Origin of the sequence: Streptomyces sp. NPDC093149, assembly GCF_044754145.1 — a bacterium.
GTDB lineage: Bacteria > Actinomycetota > Actinomycetes > Streptomycetales > Streptomycetaceae > Streptomyces.
This window is the reverse complement of sequence record NZ_JBIVON010000027.1, coordinates 36,086-51,887: the sequence shown is the minus strand read 5'-3', so window position 1 is coordinate 51,887 and position 15,802 is coordinate 36,086. Positions and strand designations below refer to the sequence as shown.

Sequence of the window (15,802 nt, the reverse complement as noted above, 5' to 3'; positions counted from 1 at the left end):
GTGGGAACAACACCTCAAACTTCACCGCGAGTTGGCCACGGGCCTCACTGGATATGCGCATACCACACCAACGAGCCGAACCACGGGAAGCAACACCTTGATTCTCTGCGAGCCCTTAGAGGGGGTCGGGCTGGCACAGCGCTCCACTTGGTCGTTCGGAGACACGGCCGTCTCGGCCGGCCCCACGGCTGGGTCAGCCCGGCTTGACCGCCAGCGTCGCAAAATAGTTCGACATGTATTGAGCGGATGCGTTGGATTGGTGCGGCGCTTCCGCGAAGCCGGTGAGGACGAACCCCGCGGCGAGTTGCCCGCCGATCTGGTCGGTGAGGGTGTGGCTGTATTCAAGAGGGGCATCCGCGCCGAACTTCGTGGCGCGTTCCTCGGCGGAGTACTGCGTGACATCGCTGTAGGGCAGCTTGTGCACGACGATCAGCTCGCCGCGCTCGTCGAGCGCCTCGTGGTCGAACAAGTACACATCAGGGTTGAGGAAGCCCACGAGCAGAGTTCCGCCCGGTCGCAGGATGCGGAAGCACTCACGCCACACCGGTGCCAAGTCTGGTACGAATAGGTTAGAGACCGGATGGAATACGACGTCGAATGTTGCGTCGCCGAAGGCGCTGAGGTCGCGCATGTCGCCCAGGACGGTGCGCAGCTCGAGTCCGTCGCGCGCCGCCACCATCTGGTCCTGGCCGAGCTGACGGGGTGAGTTGTCGAACACGGTGACCCGCGCCCCTGCGGCAGCGAGGATCGGACCCTGCTGGCCACCGCCGGAGGCCAGGCACAACACGTCCTTGCCGGTCAGATCCGTCGGAAGCCAGGAGCGGTCAACTGGCTCACGCCCTATGAGAACAATCGACCAGTCGCCCATGCGGGCGCGCTCGACATCCTCAGCACTCACCGGCCTCGACCACTCGTTGCTCTCTTGGGCGTACTTGTCCCAGGCTGCCCGATTGTGGGCAACGGGGTCGACAACAATGTCCTGCACGTTTAACTCCCTGCTACAGCCAAGCGGACACCTGCGGTACTGACAGTTCGGTGCCGCTAGCCAACACGATTGCAGGGTGCGGGCTCAACGAAATTAGCGAGCATCGAGGTGTCCACGGCTCGACGGGTGGTCGCGCAGCGTGTGCGTATTTCAGGCATGATGAAGCCGCTCGGGCGACGACAGGCAAAGCCGGAAGTCGTTCCCTCGTCCGGTGGTCCATCCGAGCGTTGCGCCGCTTGTTGTCTTTCACGACAGCGACATCCGCGTCCTTGATCGGATTCGGCACCACCCAAGGCCTTCAGCGCGCCGGCTCGTCGATGGCCCACTGGGCGATGGCGAGTTAGAACGCCCGGACGGAGAGCATGATGCTGGCGACGTTGGCGCGTCCGGTGACTACTTCGCGCGCTTTGCCGTCTGGCTGGCGGCGCCGTTCGATGCGGGTCTGGCATCTCTGCTTCCAGGCCGCGCTCACCTCGGGCGCCAGGTGGAGAGAGTCGATCCCTGGACGATGTTGTTCCAGATCACCCCAGAAGTTGCTGGCCAGGTGCCGGGACAAATTGTTCAGGGTCGTGTAGTCGAGACCCGGCTGCCGCTCTTTGAAATAGTTCACCAAGAGATCTCGGACAGGGTTGCAGCGGACACCGAACCGGTCGACGAGCTGATCCGTCGACACCTGACCACTGATGTTGGCCAGGTAGCGCAAGGAACTGGGTGCTTCTGCAGGCAGGGTGCCCAACTCTCGCAGCCAGCAAGAGGGTGTTGCCGCACGTTTTGGCGTTCGCTGCTTTGAGTGCGGCGAGATACTCCACGGCGTTGCCGACGGTGATGCAGATTCGATCACCGCTTCAAGCTGGGCGAATCCTTTCGGGTCACGGGCAGGGATCAGTCCGATCCGCAGGCTCGTCATGCTGGCCGAGGTCCGTGACAGCAGCCAGGGGAGGGCTGGCCTGACAACGTCTGCGCAGATCAGACTCAGCAGCCCTCCCGACAGTGCCTGTCGTTGCGGGGGGCCAGCAGCCGTTCCGATCCAGCCGGGTACCGACCGGGCCCAGTCATTGCAAGCACGCGTGCTCGCGGGGCTGACGTTCCAGCGCTGCTGCCAGGTGGTCCCAGGGAAGGTCTCCAGCCACTGCACTGCAAGATCTGGCGAGCCCCGCGGATCCTGGCTCGGTGCTGCCTCACGTCCGTCGGCCGCAGAGGAGGTTGCTCCAGACGAGCCAGGATGTCGGCTCGTGCGCTTGCAGTGGTCGGCCAGTCGTCCTCCGCAGGTCTGGGCGGGAAGCGTAAAGCGACGGCTTTCAACGCCTCCCCGGCCAGGCTCAGGACGCGGGAGGCGCGACGTGCGTCGCGGCGGAAAGGGTCTCGGTAGGTGTCACCAGGCAGTCCCGAAAAGGTTGTTGAGGGATTCAGGGTTGTGGCCGGCTGCCGGAGGCGCGGGAGTCCGCTCGGTGGACTTGGCCCGTCGGGCATGGTGTGCCCGAACGTGTTCGATCACCTCGTCCCGGTCGGCCGGTAATGGTGGAGTCGGGTATTGGAACCTGCGGAACGGGTGGGGCTATCCGTCGAGGTACTGGTGTCTGGCGTCGGCGGGCGAGATGACGAATTGGCCATCGCGGGCCTGCCATTCAGTTGTCCCGTCGACTTCGTGGCTGGCAACGAACAGGCCTGGATGAGGTCTCCGTCGTCGTCGGAAGCCGGGATCTGGGCGATCTCTCTGAGCTGGCTCACGAACCAGTCCAGGGCCGACGCGCGGATGTTGAAGGAGCTGTTGTTCCCATCGATCGCGGACGTCGCGGTGCTGTCGGTGGACGTGAGCATCGAGATAGTGCGCGTTGATGCGCAATGCGTCGCGGACGGTGCCGTGTGCTCGGTCTGCGGAGTCTGGTCGAACCGGGTTCATCGTTCCTACCTGCGGTTTCCCGCTGATGTGCCGAGCGGTGGCCGAAGCGTTGCTCTCCAGCTGAGGGTCCGTCGGTTCACCTGCGGGAACTCGGGGTGTGGGCGCCGTACCTTCGTCGAGCAGATACCCGGCCTGACACGTCGGCACGGTCAGCGGACCGAGCCGTTGCGTTCCACCCTGGCCGCGGTCGGTCTGGCCCTCGCGGGCCGGGCCGGGGCCCGCATCGCCCGCGTTCTCGGGATATCCGTCAGCCGCAGCACAGTGCTCCGGCTGGTCGACGTACTTCCCGACCCCGAGGTGGCTGCGCCGCGGGTGGTCGGCGTCGACGAGTGCGCCACCCGCAAGGGCCGCCACTACGGCAAGCGAGGCCGCCGAGCGGGCGGTCGCCCAGCACTGCCGCTGCCAGCTGGCCCGGACGTCGCGTCGCTTCTTCGATCCGCCCGACAGCGATCAGGCCGTCGAGGACGTCGACGACGAACTGGGACGCGGGGCATGGCCTCGAACTCGTCTCGTGACTCGTCGTTCAGCACCGTGTGCGTGTCAGGTGACGGATGCTCAGCGATGGCTGGGCCCGCCGGTCAGTCGATGCCTTCGATGATGCGGAAGTCGCGCTCGACGCCGTCGGGGAGGGCCACCAGCGCCTTCTGGTATGCCTCGCTCTCGTATGCCGCGACGGCCTGTTCAAAGCTGTCGAACTCGATCAGAACGACGCGTTGCGTGATTCCGGCCTCGTACGCGACGACTCGACCGCCACGGGACAGGAGGCGCCCGCCCCCAGCCTGGACAGCCGGACGGGCCAGCTCGTCGTAGGCAGTCAGCCTCTCAGGGTCGGAAATGGCGGGGTAGACACTGACCCAGTAGCCCTTAGCCATGGAAACCTCCTGTGTCGGGCCGGACACGTCCGACTTCGAGTTGACACTCAGATCGATCGATCCCGGCGACGGGTACTGCGGTCAGTTGAATCGTCATATGCGCAGGTTAGGGCTTGATGTGCGATCGAGGGAAAGACCGGTACGGCATAGACTCAGAACGGATCGTTATCAATCGGCAGGGAGGGCACGTGGCGCCGGATACGGTGAGCCTGCGGTACTTCCTGGTGCTGGCAGAGGAGTTGAACTTCACCCGCACGGCCGCACGGATCGGTATCGCACAGCCCGCACTCAGCGCCCGGATGCGCCGATTGGAGGCGGAACTCGGTACGGCCCTGCTGGTCCGCAACACGCGTAGCGTCGTATTGACCACGGCCGGTGCGGCTTTGGCGGAGTCCGCGCCGCCCGCGCTGGCGGCGCTGGACCGGGCATGGGACACCGCCCGGAGCGCGGCGGCCGGTGAACTGGGCACGCTGCGCATCGGATACAGCCTCAGCGCCGGGGCCGAGACGGCACCGGCCCTGGTGGACAGGCTGATTCGCGGCAACAACGGACTCGAGGTCGGCGCGATCCCGATGGCGACACCGGAGATCTCCCCCGCGATCGCCGACGGCCGCATCGATGCCGGGATCACCCGCGGTGAACAGCCGGGCCGTGGCGTGCGCCGGTTCCTGCTGCGGCGTGAACGCGTCGGAGTCATGCTGGCGCAGCACCATCCGCTGGCCCAACACCCGGAGATCGAGATCGCCGACGCGGCCGCGTATCCGCTGCGACTCCCGGACCGTGCAGCCAACCCCGTGATCCACGATCAGCTGTCCACACTGTTCCAAGACACCCGACCACACCCCCGATTCCACACGCCCGCAGTCTCTTTCGACATGTCTCAGCGCGACCTGCGCGACGGGGTCACCCTCGCCCCGGCCGGAGAAGCCGCGGCCACGGCACAACCGGCCGGTCTCACCTGGCGACCGCTGCGAGGCGCGCCCAGCCTGACGATCCACCTGGTCCTCCCAGGCGAGCAGTCGCCACTACACCGCCGCATCCGTGCCGTCGCCAAAACCCTGGCGCACGAGCTGCACTGGTTGCCGGACTGACGCGCAAGAGGTCAAGCGGGACGGACGCCTGCGGTGGCGAGGCCGAAGACCGAGAGCCCCGCGGACTTCGCGGTGATGACGACGGCGGTCTTGCTGAATGTCCGACACGACCTCGCTGCGAAGCTTCGCCCAGATCTCGTCGGCGATCACCCGCGGATCGCGGCCGAGGAGGGCGGTGATGCTGCGGGGGATCGCCAGCGCGCGCAGTGGGTCGAAGCTGCGGGGCAGCCACTCCCATTCCTGGCAGTCCTTGAAGAACGTCCGTAGCGCGGTGATCTGCCCGGCCTTGGTCGCCGCTTCGAGTGGCTTGCCGAGACGGTCCCCCAGGCTGGCCGTCCGCTGAACAAGTCACCGACCTTCATCCGGCCCAGCGCGGCGATCCAGGTCGCGCAGGTCTGACGCGTCCAGCCGTTCGGGTCTGCGGCGTCGGGCTGTTCGGCGGCGGTCCACCGGCCCACCCCGAGGAAGGTCGAGCGCATGGCGTCGCGGACGCCCGGGGTGAGCGTGGAGGTGGCGTGCCATCGATCGACCCACTGTTCCCATGTCGTCGCGCCGCCGGTTGCCCGTGCCGAGCGGCGACCGGTGATGGGCGGCGGAGGATCACAGAAGCCGAGCTCGGCGACCGCCCGCTGAGTGGCGTGCAGGGTGTAGCGCTGCGAGTCGGCCAGCATCTCCTCGCGGCGAACCCGGTCGAACAGCGTGCTGTCGAGATCCTCAAGATGCGGGCTGCGGTTGAGGAGAAGCAGTTGGCGGACGACCATCGGCAGCAGAGTGTCGTCATCTCGGCCCAGTTGGTATCCCCAGGAGGCGAGAACCGCGCGGATGCGGGCGATCTCGCTGTTCACCCGGTCGCGTCCGAAGATCCGCCAGGACAGGGTGAGTCGTTGGATGCTGCCGAGTCGGTGGAACTCGTTGAAGGAACCCAACAGGTAGGCGTGCGCGGTGAGATAGGGCCGGACCTCGTCGCTGGCCCAACCCGGGACGTGCCGACGGAACTCGGCCTGGTTGCGGCCGAGGAGATGGATCCACTCCTGCGGAGTCCATCCCCAAAAGGTCCGGCAGGTCTCCACGCAACGTGTCAGCAGCACGGCGACCACGTCGAGCATGGCACGTCGCCGGTGTGCGGTGGCCGGCGAGTCCAAGGCGGCGTTGACCGCCTTCAGCGGACCCAGCAGACGGCGGATCACCCGCCACCCGGCGGCGGACCGATCGTGGTCCTTGAGCCGGCGCAGATTCTGCACCTCGAGTTCGCTCACGGCCTCGGTGGGCCGGACCTCAACAGCGGTGTCGTATTGGTCCGGGATGATCGGCCAGGACCAGCGTTGGGACCCGTCCTCCGCGGGCAGGGCCAGCCGAGATGCAGTCACTGCGCCACCTCCGGCGACGTGACGTGCGGAAAGGTAAGTGCCTGTATGCACCACGCGTGGATGTGTTCCATGCCGCGGGCGAGCTTGTCGGCCAGGTCCCGGCCGGACAGATGGATGTACTGAATCGTGGAGTCGGTGTGACGGTGGCCGGCGAAGGATGCGATCGCATGCAACTCCCAGCCCATCCGGGCCAGATCGGTCAGACACAGGTGCCGGGTGGTGTGCGTGGAGAACTGCGGCACGTCGGCCGCAACAGCGATTCGGCGTACCACCTTCGACCACGTCCACAGACTCAGCGGCTGGCCGTAGTTGCGCCGTGATTCGGACAGGAACAACGGGCCTCTCGCCCGGCTGACCGTGGCCCGGTGGGTGAGGTAGGCCGACATCAGCACGTCGGTCGACGCCGAGTACGGCACCACCCGTTCCAGCCGGTTCTTCGTCGTCTCCGCGCGTACCCGCAACGTACGGTGAGCCGGATCCAGGTCGTCGGTCGGCAGCGAGCACAGCTCTTCGCGACGCAGCGCGGAATCGTAGGCCAAGGCCAGCGTCACCCGGTTGCGGATCGGCTCCCCGCGCGCGACGTCCGAGATCGCCAACCACTGCTGTCCGCCCGGAATCCACGGCAGCTTCGTCAGCTGCGGCACCAGGCCGCGCTGGTGCCCGCCCCACCGGCGCCCCGGCGTATAGCGGCCCCGGCCCACCGGATTGGACTCCCGCAGTCCTTCTTCCATCAGGAAGTCGTAGAACAACCGCACCGGCGCCAGCCGCTGCTGGATCGTGGCGTTCGCCAGCCCCGACCCCGAATCGATCGAGAGCACGTTCGCACCCCGACGGCTGGGCCGCTCAGTCAGCTCCCTTACGTAGACGGTATTATGAGCGCGACCGGAGACCGGCGGGTCGACACCCTCCCGTTCGCACACCGCCAGGTACTTGGCCAGCCCGCGGGCGTAGGCGTCGATCGTCCGAGGCGCACGACCGAGATCGCACCACACGAGCAGCCAGCCATCTGCCTGCTCGCGGCGGCCCAGCACCGGCCACTTCTACGTCACTCCCACAGCGGCGCTCAAGTCGTCTCCCAAGTTCGTGGCTACACCAGGGAGAATGATCAACCCGGAAGATTCCACGTAACTTTTAAGATGCTCAAGCGCCAGATGTTCGGTCGCGCTGGCTTCACACTCCTTCGCAAGCGAGGCCTGCTCGGCTGATGTCGTCCACCAATGAGTCGTCGAGATTGGGGCTGTTGCCCTCCCAGGATCAGATTGCGGGGCGCCGGAGCACATCGGTGGGCTCCCAGTCGTTCTTCCAGAAGGATTCAAGTCCGTGCTCATTGATGAACTGCCGCTCGACCTCGTGGATGGGGTACATACCTTGGATGTTGATCACGTCGTGACCCTCGTGTCCCGGAACGCCGACGTCGATGCCCAGGTAGTCGTCTCTGTCGAGGACCAGCAGCGCGAACACGCAGAAGGCCGTCATCTCTGACTCGGGCACGATGCGCTCACCGAAGTTGATGGTGCTGCCGTAACTGAAGGGCAGGTGCCACGGAGCTGCTCAGCGAGGAAGCCCGCCGCGTGGGTCCAGATCACGTTGGTCGAGCTCACGCTGAGGCAGAGTTCCGGCGAGCCGTGCTGCCAATCCGGGCGTTCTGCCAGCGACAAGCCGTAGGTGAGCGCCGTGAGAAGCCCGTCCGGCAGGTTGTCGTACACGATCTCCGTCACGCCCCGCAGCCCCTGCTTGGTCGAGCGGGGCCTCCTTCCCCCGGAAAGTCGATCAAGATGGGCGAGGTACTTCTCAACACGACTGGCCATGTGCCTCGCCTGCACGATCACTCACCGGTGCATGCCACCGGGGGCCGTCACCAGTAACGCTCCGCAACAGGTCCACAGAAGTTGCGCCAGAGCCGCTTCTTGTGAATAGAGCCAGGCAGTTTTCGTGCTGTGTGACATATGTGGATGGGGGCGGGCTGACCGCTGCGGGGCGGTGGCGTCGGGAGGTCGTACGGCGGCAGTCGGCCGAGTTGTTCGAGCGGAGGATCAAGCCGCTGGAGGTCGCCCAGCGTCTCCGGGTGAGTCGGAAGTCGGCCTACCCGTGGCACCAGTTGTGCGGGACGGCGGGATCCCCCAGCCTGGTCAACCTTGCTGTGGTCGCCCTGGACCGCTTGGAGGTCCTCGCCCGCAACCGGCTCAAACGACTCCAGTACCGGCCCGAAACCCTCGACGGCTTCATGGCCGACACCGGGCTCCCCCTCGGCAACCCGACGTCACCCTGATGGGCCGAAGTTGGTAACCTGCGGCCGACTGCGATGCTCGGATCAGCCAGGCTGAGGCGCTCAGTCACATGAAGGAGGCGTTGTCGGCTTGTTACTGCGGACTACGTTGAGGTAGTTGCCGATGGCGTCTCTGTTGCGGGTCAGGCACTGGATGCGTTCGGTCATCCGGTCGCGTTCACGCTCCAGCGTACTGACCATCTCGGGCGTCGCGTCCGAGAAATAGATGACCCGGGGCTGGTCGAGGCACGGGAGGATTTGCTTGATGATCCGAGTCGGCAGGCCGGCGTCGAGCAGTCCTCTTATCTGCAGGACCCTGTCCACGAGGTAGTCGTCGTAGTCCCGGTAGCCGTTCGGGGAGCGGGCCGCGGTGATCAGGCCCTGCTCCTCGTAGTAGCGCAGGAGCCGACGGGGAGTGTCGGTGCGCTCTGACAGCTCTCCGATACGCATGTGTCCGACCTCACGCTGGCTCGCTTGACCATCACATCAATGTGAAGGTTTGAGTATAGCTGCCATGCGAATCCAAACCGCGCGGCTGACCAACGCCGTGGAGAAAACCGGAGATCAGCGACTCCCGCTACGGGCTCTGGCCGCGCTGGCCACTGCCGCCTTTATCACCATCCTGACCGAGGCACTGCCAGCGGGGGTGCTGCCCGCGATGAGCAGAAGTCTGCGAGTCGGCGAGTCTGCGATGGGACAGTCGGTGACGATCTACGCGATCGGTTCCGCTGTCACGGCGATCCCGCTGTCCGCAGCCACTTCCGGATGGCGGCGCAGACGGTTGCTCCTGGCCGCCGTGGCTGGTTTTGCGCTTGCCAATACCGTCACAGCTGCCTCGGGGCACTATGCGCTGACGATGGCTGCCCGGTTCGTCGCTGGAGTGGCCGCCGGTCTGGTCTGGGCGATGCTGACCGGCTACGCGCGGCGCATGGTGCCGGGCCCGCTCCAGGGCAAGGCGACTGCGGTCGCGATGGCGGGCGCAACACTCGCTCTTTCACTCGGGGTGCCCGCGGGAACCCTCCTTGGTCAGGTGTTCGGCTGGCGGATCACGTTCTGGTCCATGACCCTGCTCGCTGCCATCCTGCTCGCGTGGATCGGTCTGGCGGTTCCGGACTATCCCGGGCAGCCCAGACACGGCCGAGCCCCTATCGCGCAGACCCTCCGTCTGCCCGGGGTGACACCAGTTCTGATGGTCACTCTGGCCTTCGTCCTGGCCCACAACATCCTGTATACCTACATCGCCACGTTCCTTGACCGGCTCGGCATGGCCGACGCCGTCGACTCGGTGCTGTTCGTCTTCGGTCTGGCTTCGGTGGTGAGCATCTGGGTGGTGGGCGCCCACATCGACCGTCGCCTGCGCGTCCTCACCATCGCCGGCACCGTTTTGTTCGCCGTAGCGGCCACCGTCCTGGCGGTGCTCGCCGACAGCGCTGTCGTGGTCTACGCCGCAGGGATACTGTGGGGACTGGGATTCGGCGGTGCTGCCACCCTCCTGCAAACAGCCGCAGCTGACGCTGCAAGCGCCTCCGCAGACACTGCCCAAGTCATGCTCGTCACCTTGTGGAACGCCGCCATCGCCGCCGGCGGAGTCATCGGCGGCCTCCTCCTCGACAGTCTGGGTCCCGCATCCTTCCCCTGGTCCGTGCTCATGCTCCTTGGTCCGGCGCTGGTCATCGTGATCACCGCCCGCAGGCACGGCTTTCCCTCAAGACGGCCGGGCACGAGCGCTTGATCACTTACGAGTTGGTGCGTGACAGCGAGTGAAGCGTCCGCGCTGATGGATGACGTGATCCGTCTGTGAGCATGATGCGACCGCGGCACGCAACGAGGGCATCGCCGTTTGCTTCCAGCACTTCCCCGACGTGGAGGTCCTCCTGGACGACGGCTGCCTCGGCCTTGGACGTGATCACCCAGGCCAGGCGATCACACCACCCAGGAAGCCGAACAAGAGCGCACCGCCCGACGTCCACGAACGCTGGGAACGCGACCGGCACTGGCCCTCATCCGACCGCGTCACCGTCGAACACGCCCTTGCCGACCACGAACGATGGAGACAACTCGGTCCGCTGGACCCTCCGCCGGGACCGGCTGCCCGACACCTACCGTGCCATCGTCGGCCTCGTCTCCGACCGCACCGCTACCACCACCTGAACGACCACCCACAACCAAGCCACCACAACCTCACCTGCCATCACGCACCAACTCGCAAATCAACGAGTGGGAACCGACAGACCTACTCTTCAGACGATCACTCGAACGGAACCTGGCCTGGGGAAAGGCATCATGTCCCAGCCTGAGGGCCAGCCTCGTTCACAGGGGTCCCCGGCTTCAGCCTCAAGTAGTCGAGGGATGCGCCACATCCACCAGTCTCTCTCGTCATCGCCTCGGCCGGGCCACTGGATCGTTGCCGCGCGGAACCGCTCATCGAGCTCCTGGAGCCTTGGTTGCCATTCGGACTGGACGCGTGGGGGCAACAGAGGCCAGACGCGCGCCAGCGCGCTCCGACACCAGATGTCGTTGTCGAACTCTGGCGCGCACCATGAATAGCCCTCCTCCACCCCCGACACTTCGCTGTTCCAACGCGCGAGCAGCGAGTAGAACGTGCAGGGCTGTCCACCAGCCCAGCGGTCAGCGCCAACAGAGACCAGCGCAGCACGTACGGCCTTTTGCTCCTCTGTTGTCAGGGACATCCCGTCGACAGGTCCATGTGTTCGGTCCATGCCTTGACTATCGCAGCGCAGGCAGCTCTTGCGCTCGCCTATTCAAACGGGGGTTTCTGATGAGGAACGGCAGGAAGTCCCAGGGCGACGGGACCAATCCGCTGTCCCGCACCATCCACCACCAGCCACATCGACACACCAGCAGCAACAGCACCGATCCTCGACGCTCGTGGGATCCCTGCCCTACCCGGCTGTGATACCGCCGCTTCGATCCCCACTTCGTTTACCGCTCATCAGGGCAGGCGGGTGTGTTCGGCTCGGCTGGCGGCGATCCGCTCGCGCGCGAGCGTTCGAGCCCGCTTGGTGTCGCCGCCGCTGAGCCGGGAGAGGATCGTCGCGAGCGGCCTGATCTGGCCCCGGCCGCCCCAGTGGCCTTCGGGGATCTCGGTGGGAAACACCCAGATCCGGCTGGCGTCACGCGGCCAGGCGCCGTTTTCGGCATCGAGGATCGCCTCGGTGACCTCGGCGATGACGCCCGCACGCTTCCGCTCATCGAGCTGGCCCTCGGGGACGGACGGGACAACTTTGTAGCGAGGTGCGTCCACGAGTTCTCCGCCGACGTAGACGCCGGCCGGTCGGTGCAGCCAGAGCCAGGAGACGGAACGGCTCACCGGGTCGGCAGGGTCGAATCCCTCGTTGCGGATGAGGATTTCGGTGATGCGGTTCAGCAGGGCCGCCTCGGCGTCCGGCTGGAGAGCGCCGTCGGGAATGTACACATCGAGCATGGGCACGGTCGATCCCCTTCTGGGTTTAGTTCTTCAACTCAGGGTGGAGTCTAGGAAGGGTGGGTTCAGCTTGTAAACCCAGGTGGGTACACTTGTCTCATGGAGACGCGGCGAATCGACCCAGTGAACTGCTCGGTGGCACGCGCCCTCTCGGTAGTGGGGGAGCGCTGGTCGCTGCTGATCGTGCGCGAAGCGCTGGACGGCGCGAGCCGGTTCGGGGAGTTCCACTCCCGCCTCGGGATCGCCAGAAATCTCCTGGCGACTCGGCTCGACACCTTGGTGGCCGCGGGAGTGATGCGCCGTGTGCCGTATCAGGAGCCCGGAGACCGGCAGCGCTTCGCCTACGAGCTCACCGAGCAGGGTCGGGCGTTGCGACCCACGCTCGTGGCGCTCCTGGAATGGGGCGACACATACTTCGCCGACCCGCAGGGCCCGTCGGTCATCGTCCGCCACCGGCCCGTCCACGACGCGATCTCATGCGACGAGCCCGTCAGGATCGTCCTCGAGTGCGCCGCTGGGCACAGCCACCTCGCCCCGGAAGACGTTTGCCGTACGCCCGGGCCGGGCGCGCGCTTCGTGGAGAGCTCCTGAGGACCGTATCGGGCCGGGACCCGGGGCTGGTGCGAGTTCGTACTCACTGCGCGGGCGCCAGCAGGAGGGGGTTGTGGCGCTTGAGGTAGGGGGCGGGCATCAGCGGCTTGTTCCCCCCGGGAACCGGCGGCGGCCCACACGCAGTGGAGAGGCGGACCAGCTACTGTGCTCGGTCGCGCTCCGGAAGTGCCACGCGCCCGGACTGCTGTCCTTCGGCCGACAACTCCAGTGCCCTGCGCGGTGCACGGTCGATCCGGGGGCGCGGCCAGGGGCGTTGGGGGTGACCAGGGCGTGTCCACAGCGGGTGCAGAGCGCGAGCGCGGCGAGGTCGCTGACGCCGGACTCCGAGATCGCCTCGCTCATCCCGTGCTGGCGGGTGTCGTGTTCCGGAGCTTCCGGGAGATGTCGCCCGAGGCCATGGCTGCGGGCGGCGACGTACATGCGTTTGATCTCAGCGGTGGCGGGGCCGGCCGTGCGCCACCCGCCGCCGGCAAGACGGTGCCGTCCGCGTGGACGGCGAGGAGGAACACACCGCTGGGTGGTTCGAACTCGAAGACTTCGGTGGCTTCGGGGACGTCGGCTCGGCCGTAGATCGCTACCCACTCGCGGTGGAAGGCCTGGGTGAGTCCGCGGGCGTCCGGGCTGTCGCACGAGACGGCGGCGATCGCCCAAAAGGGCTTACGTTCTGCGGTGGTTCGAGGGCGAGGCCGGTCTCGGCGATTGAGGTGGTGGGAACTTCCAAGAAGGCCAACGGCTCACTCGACTTCTTCGCGGGGTGATTCCTGCTGATCTCGGCGCGCCCGATCAGTTGGTCCGGAGCTCCGTCAGCCACCTCAGAATGAGGTCGTTGAAGTCGTCGGCCCGCTCCTGGTGGAGCCAGTGTCCGACCTGCTGCCAGTGGAGGGACCGGCTGCGGGGGTCGGCGAAGGTCGTTGCCTCCCAGGCGGCCTGTGCGGGGTGTGTGTGGACGGCGAGGACGGGGCATCGCCTTCTCCGGAGGTACTCGTCGGCGCCTGAACGTGTTGCGACGGAGCCTTCCCTCAGGAATGCCTCCAATGTGGACCGCATCACCTCGGGGGCCGTGCCCAGGACTCGCCGCTGGTGCCATTTCCTCAGGGCATCGGGCATCTGCTTGCCTTCGGCCGCGGCGAACGCGCCGGCAGCGTGCTCCAGCCCGTTGTCGGTTCCCAGCGCATTCCTGAAGGGCTGCCATCGTCCGTACACCTCGTGGTCGGGCAGGCCGTAGGGCGAATCCACAACGACCGTGGCCGCGACGAGATCGGGATGCTCGACGGCGAGTGTGCTGACGATCACCCCGCCTTGCGAATGGCCGACCGCGATGACTCGGCCGACTTGCAGGAGGCTGATCAATCCCGCGAGATCTGTGGCGAAGTCCGTCGAGTCGAACCCTTCGCGTGGAACAGTTGAGCGCCCGTGGCCCCTGTTGTCGGGCGTGATCACGCGGAATCCGGCGTCCACCAGGGGGCCGACCTGCCAGCTCCAGTCGTGGGAATCGCACCCCCAGCCGTGAACCAGTAGGACGGCGGTATCGCCTTCGCCCTCGTCCGTATAGAACAGCCGGACATCCGTCAGGTCGGCATACGGCATCGTGGCGAGCTCCTTCCACCCGTGCATGACGTGAGCATCACGAAATTAAGGGGTCTCCATGGCGTGTTGGAGATCGCCCAAGGTTAGAGCCGTTGCCGGTCCCGTTCCGTCACCCGAACGGGGACTATTGCGACCTTGGTGCTGGTGGGCTCGCGTATCCAACCGTTGCCTGGAACTCGCGCGAAAAGGTGACGTCGGGGCGATTGCTGGTCCGCCGAATGTCACCCGCCGTGACCATCACAGAGGTCGGATCGGTCACAGTCGTGGCGGGAGGAACGGCGCCATCCTGCCTATGGCGTCGGGGGTATGGAGAATTGCGTATTTCCCTTCCCGGCGTCTGTCTGGGGCAGGTTGGTAGACCTGTTGCCCTCCGGCCCGATGCCCGACTCAACGGCGGAGAGCATGACGACCTCCGGGCCAAAGCAGACCACCAGCCCGCCGCCCGGTGCGGCGAGGGCCGCTTGGACGGGCACGGGGCAGCGCAGGGGTGGCACGAGTTCGCCGCCCGTGGCCAGGTCGCGCACCGATACCGTCTCGGTGCCGCTCGTGGTGATCAGGTAGGTGCTGGTGCCGAGTACGGCCGTCGCCAGCCCGCGTACGGGCCCGGCGGGGCAGGGCAGTGGCTCGGTGTGCTGCCGGCCGTCGGGCAGACTCCAGGTGCGGATCGTGCCGTCCCGGCTGGCGGTGACCGCGATGGGCTGCCCGTTCAGTGTGGTGGTGGTCACCGAGGTAACCCAGTCGGTGTGGCCGGTCAGGGGTTCACCGAGCTGCCGGCCGGTGGACAGGTCCCACAGCCGCACTGTCCTGTCCCAGCTGCCGGTCACGGCCAGCGCACGCCCGTCCACGGTGTCGGTGGCGAGCGCGGTGAGCCGACGGGTGTGGCCGATGAGGGGCCGACCGAGGTGCTGACCGGTGGCCAGGTCCCACAGCTGCGCGGTGCCGTCCGAGCTGCCGGTCAGCGCGACGGCTCGCCCGTCGACCCGGGCGGTGGCCAGGGCCAGGATCCGGCCGACGGGTCCGGCATCGGCCCGGCCGAGCTCCTCGCCGGTATCCAGGTCCCACCTGTGGAGCGTGGCGTCCGAGGCCGCGGTCACCGCGACGGTGCGTCCGTCCAGCTCCGCCGTCGCCAGCAGGCTGACTTCGGCGGCGATGTTCCCGCCGTGCGGTATGCCGGTGGCCAGGTCCCAGGTGCGCAGCGTCTTGTCCGCACTGGCGGTGACGACGGCCGGTTGGCCCTGAATGGTGGTCATGGCGGCCGCCAGTACCACGTCCTTGTGACCGCGGACCTCGGTGCCGCGCCGTACCCGGCGCTCCCCGAGATCCCAGACGCGCACGGTGTGGTCCGCACCGGCGGTGACGGCCACCGGTTGCCCGCCCACGATCGCCGGCGCGACGTCCCACACGTGCCCGGTGTGCCCTGTGAGCGGGCCGTCGGCCTGCCGCCCGCCAGCCACCTCCCAGAGCCGCACGCTTCGGTCGAGGGCGGCCGTCACCGCCCGGAGCTGCCCGTTCACCTCGGCCAAGGCGCCGGCCGGATCCGATCCTCGTGGCAGGGGATCGGCCGCCGCTCACCGACTTCCGCGCCGACGGCGGTGTCCCACACGCGCATCACGTGGTCGGCATCCGTGGTCAGCTGGAGCGCGCGTCCGGCGACGACGAAGGTGCCCAGGACACTCG

At 67.0% G+C, this 15,802-nt stretch carries 17 protein-coding genes and 2 pseudogenes; 7 read left to right on the top strand and 12 right to left on the bottom strand.

The genetic code is table 11. From position 1 onward, the window contains the following. Positions 1-193: 193 nt before the first annotated feature. From ACIQCZ_RS38320 to ACIQCZ_RS38310, 3 genes are all read right to left on the bottom strand, one after another. Positions 194-985, bottom strand: coding sequence for a class I SAM-dependent methyltransferase (locus ACIQCZ_RS38320; RefSeq protein WP_402290132.1), 792 nt, complete (start codon positions 983-985; stop codon positions 194-196). Between the two features lie 340 nt (positions 986-1,325). Next, positions 1,326-1,892 carry a hypothetical protein gene (locus ACIQCZ_RS38315; RefSeq protein WP_402290129.1) on the bottom strand — a complete coding sequence of 189 codons (567 nt, stop codon included), beginning with the start codon at positions 1,890-1,892 and terminating at the stop codon, positions 1,326-1,328. Between the two features lie 584 nt (positions 1,893-2,476). Then, positions 2,477-2,803, bottom strand: a complete 327-nt coding sequence (locus ACIQCZ_RS38310) for a hypothetical protein (protein ID WP_402290127.1) — start codon at positions 2,801-2,803, stop codon at positions 2,477-2,479. On the opposite strand from ACIQCZ_RS38310, the pseudogene ACIQCZ_RS38305 reads away from it, so the two are divergent. Beyond that, positions 2,739-2,957, top strand: a pseudogene (locus ACIQCZ_RS38305) (ISL3 family transposase); the annotation flags it as partial. The gene ACIQCZ_RS38310 and the pseudogene ACIQCZ_RS38305 overlap by 65 nt on opposite strands. Before the next feature lie 506 nt (positions 2,958-3,463). On the opposite strand, the gene ACIQCZ_RS38300 reads toward ACIQCZ_RS38305, so the two are convergent. Next, positions 3,464-3,757: a DUF1330 domain-containing protein gene (locus tag ACIQCZ_RS38300; RefSeq protein ID WP_402290125.1), complete on the bottom strand. Its 294-nt coding sequence runs from the start codon at positions 3,755-3,757 to the stop codon at positions 3,464-3,466. 188 nt (positions 3,758-3,945) lie between these two features. On the opposite strand from ACIQCZ_RS38300, the gene ACIQCZ_RS38295 reads away from it, so the two are divergent. Then, positions 3,946-4,848 (top strand): LysR substrate-binding domain-containing protein, encoded by a 903-nt coding sequence (locus ACIQCZ_RS38295; RefSeq protein ID WP_402290123.1) that lies wholly within the window; start codon positions 3,946-3,948, stop codon positions 4,846-4,848. A gap of 146 nt (positions 4,849-4,994) precedes the next feature. Here the strand turns inward: ACIQCZ_RS38295 and ACIQCZ_RS38290 are convergent, their stop codons facing one another. The 4 genes from ACIQCZ_RS38290 to ACIQCZ_RS38275 form a co-directional block, all read right to left on the bottom strand. Next, a complete protein-coding gene (locus ACIQCZ_RS38290) occupies positions 4,995-6,215 on the bottom strand; it encodes a hypothetical protein (RefSeq protein WP_402290121.1) in 1,221 nt (406 codons plus the stop codon). Continuing rightward, positions 6,212-7,246, bottom strand: coding sequence for a tyrosine-type recombinase/integrase (locus ACIQCZ_RS38285; protein ID WP_402290118.1), 1,035 nt, complete (start codon positions 7,244-7,246; stop codon positions 6,212-6,214). Before ACIQCZ_RS38285 ends, ACIQCZ_RS38290 begins: the two co-directional genes overlap by 4 nt. A gap of 223 nt (positions 7,247-7,469) precedes the next feature. Beyond that, positions 7,470-7,706 (bottom strand): hypothetical protein, encoded by a 237-nt coding sequence (locus ACIQCZ_RS38280; protein WP_402290115.1) that lies wholly within the window; start codon positions 7,704-7,706, stop codon positions 7,470-7,472. After that, positions 7,688-8,044 carry a hypothetical protein gene (locus tag ACIQCZ_RS38275; RefSeq protein WP_402290112.1) on the bottom strand — a complete coding sequence of 119 codons (357 nt, stop codon included), beginning with the start codon at positions 8,042-8,044 and terminating at the stop codon, positions 7,688-7,690. The genes ACIQCZ_RS38280 and ACIQCZ_RS38275 overlap by 19 nt, the downstream gene beginning before the upstream one ends. Before the next feature lie 110 nt (positions 8,045-8,154). Between ACIQCZ_RS38275 and ACIQCZ_RS38270 the strand changes: the two genes are divergently transcribed. Further along, positions 8,155-8,484, top strand: coding sequence for a hypothetical protein (locus ACIQCZ_RS38270; RefSeq protein WP_402290109.1), 330 nt, complete (start codon positions 8,155-8,157; stop codon positions 8,482-8,484). 60 nt (positions 8,485-8,544) lie between these two features. Here the strand turns inward: ACIQCZ_RS38270 and ACIQCZ_RS38265 are convergent, their stop codons facing one another. Continuing rightward, complete coding sequence (locus ACIQCZ_RS38265) at positions 8,545-8,931, bottom strand: MerR family transcriptional regulator (RefSeq protein ID WP_402290106.1); 387 nt, start codon at positions 8,929-8,931, stop codon at positions 8,545-8,547. Positions 8,932-8,995: 64 nt separating this feature from the next. Between ACIQCZ_RS38265 and ACIQCZ_RS38260 the strand changes: the two genes are divergently transcribed. Next, positions 8,996-10,213, top strand: a complete 1,218-nt coding sequence (locus ACIQCZ_RS38260; protein ID WP_402290104.1) for an MFS transporter — start codon at positions 8,996-8,998, stop codon at positions 10,211-10,213. Between the two features lie 70 nt (positions 10,214-10,283). Beyond that, positions 10,284-10,632, top strand: a pseudogene (locus ACIQCZ_RS38255) (IS5/IS1182 family transposase); the annotation flags it as partial. 802 nt (positions 10,633-11,434) lie between these two features. Here the strand turns inward: ACIQCZ_RS38255 and ACIQCZ_RS38250 are convergent. Further along, the gene (locus ACIQCZ_RS38250; protein WP_402290101.1) at positions 11,435-11,932 is read right to left on the bottom strand and encodes a hypothetical protein; all 498 of its coding nucleotides are present in this window, start codon (positions 11,930-11,932) and stop codon (positions 11,435-11,437) included. A 93-nt stretch (positions 11,933-12,025) separates the two neighbouring features. Here ACIQCZ_RS38250 and ACIQCZ_RS38245 point away from each other — a divergent pair, with 93 nt between their 5' ends. Beyond that, entirely contained in the window at positions 12,026-12,517 is a 492-nt protein-coding gene (locus tag ACIQCZ_RS38245) for a winged helix-turn-helix transcriptional regulator (protein WP_402290099.1), read from the top strand. Between the two features lie 509 nt (positions 12,518-13,026). Then, positions 13,027-13,296, top strand: a complete 270-nt coding sequence (locus ACIQCZ_RS38240) for a hypothetical protein (protein WP_402290097.1) — start codon at positions 13,027-13,029, stop codon at positions 13,294-13,296. A 25-nt stretch (positions 13,297-13,321) separates the two neighbouring features. Here the strand turns inward: ACIQCZ_RS38240 and ACIQCZ_RS38235 are convergent, their stop codons facing one another. Both ACIQCZ_RS38235 and ACIQCZ_RS38230 read right to left on the bottom strand, forming a co-directional pair. Next, a complete protein-coding gene (locus tag ACIQCZ_RS38235) occupies positions 13,322-14,152 on the bottom strand; it encodes an alpha/beta fold hydrolase (protein WP_402290095.1) in 831 nt (276 codons plus the stop codon). Positions 14,153-14,415: 263 nt separating this feature from the next. Continuing rightward, on the bottom strand, positions 14,416-15,639 hold the full coding sequence (locus tag ACIQCZ_RS38230; RefSeq protein WP_402290094.1) for a WD40 repeat domain-containing protein: 1,224 nt from the start codon (positions 15,637-15,639) through the stop codon (positions 14,416-14,418). Between the last annotated feature and the right edge of the window lie 163 nt (positions 15,640-15,802).

Bases quoted from the DNA above. Each gene is read 5' to 3' on its own strand.
- ACIQCZ_RS38265 (WP_402290106.1), bottom strand. From the start codon at position 8,931: ATGCGTATCGGAGAGCTGTCAGAGCGCACCGACACTCCCCGTCGGCTC.
- ACIQCZ_RS38310 (WP_402290127.1), bottom strand. From the start codon at position 2,803: ATGCTCACGTCCACCGACAGCACCGCGACGTCCGCGATCGATGGGAAC.
- ACIQCZ_RS38245 (WP_402290099.1), top strand. From the start codon at position 12,026: ATGGAGACGCGGCGAATCGACCCAGTGAACTGCTCGGTGGCACGCGCC.
- ACIQCZ_RS38300 (WP_402290125.1), bottom strand. From the start codon at position 3,757: ATGGCTAAGGGCTACTGGGTCAGTGTCTACCCCGCCATTTCCGACCCT.
- ACIQCZ_RS38260 (WP_402290104.1), top strand. From the start codon at position 8,996: ATGCGAATCCAAACCGCGCGGCTGACCAACGCCGTGGAGAAAACCGGA.
- ACIQCZ_RS38315 (WP_402290129.1), bottom strand. From the start codon at position 1,892: ATGACGAGCCTGCGGATCGGACTGATCCCTGCCCGTGACCCGAAAGGA.
- ACIQCZ_RS38235 (WP_402290095.1), bottom strand. From the start codon at position 14,152: ATGCACGGGTGGAAGGAGCTCGCCACGATGCCGTATGCCGACCTGACG.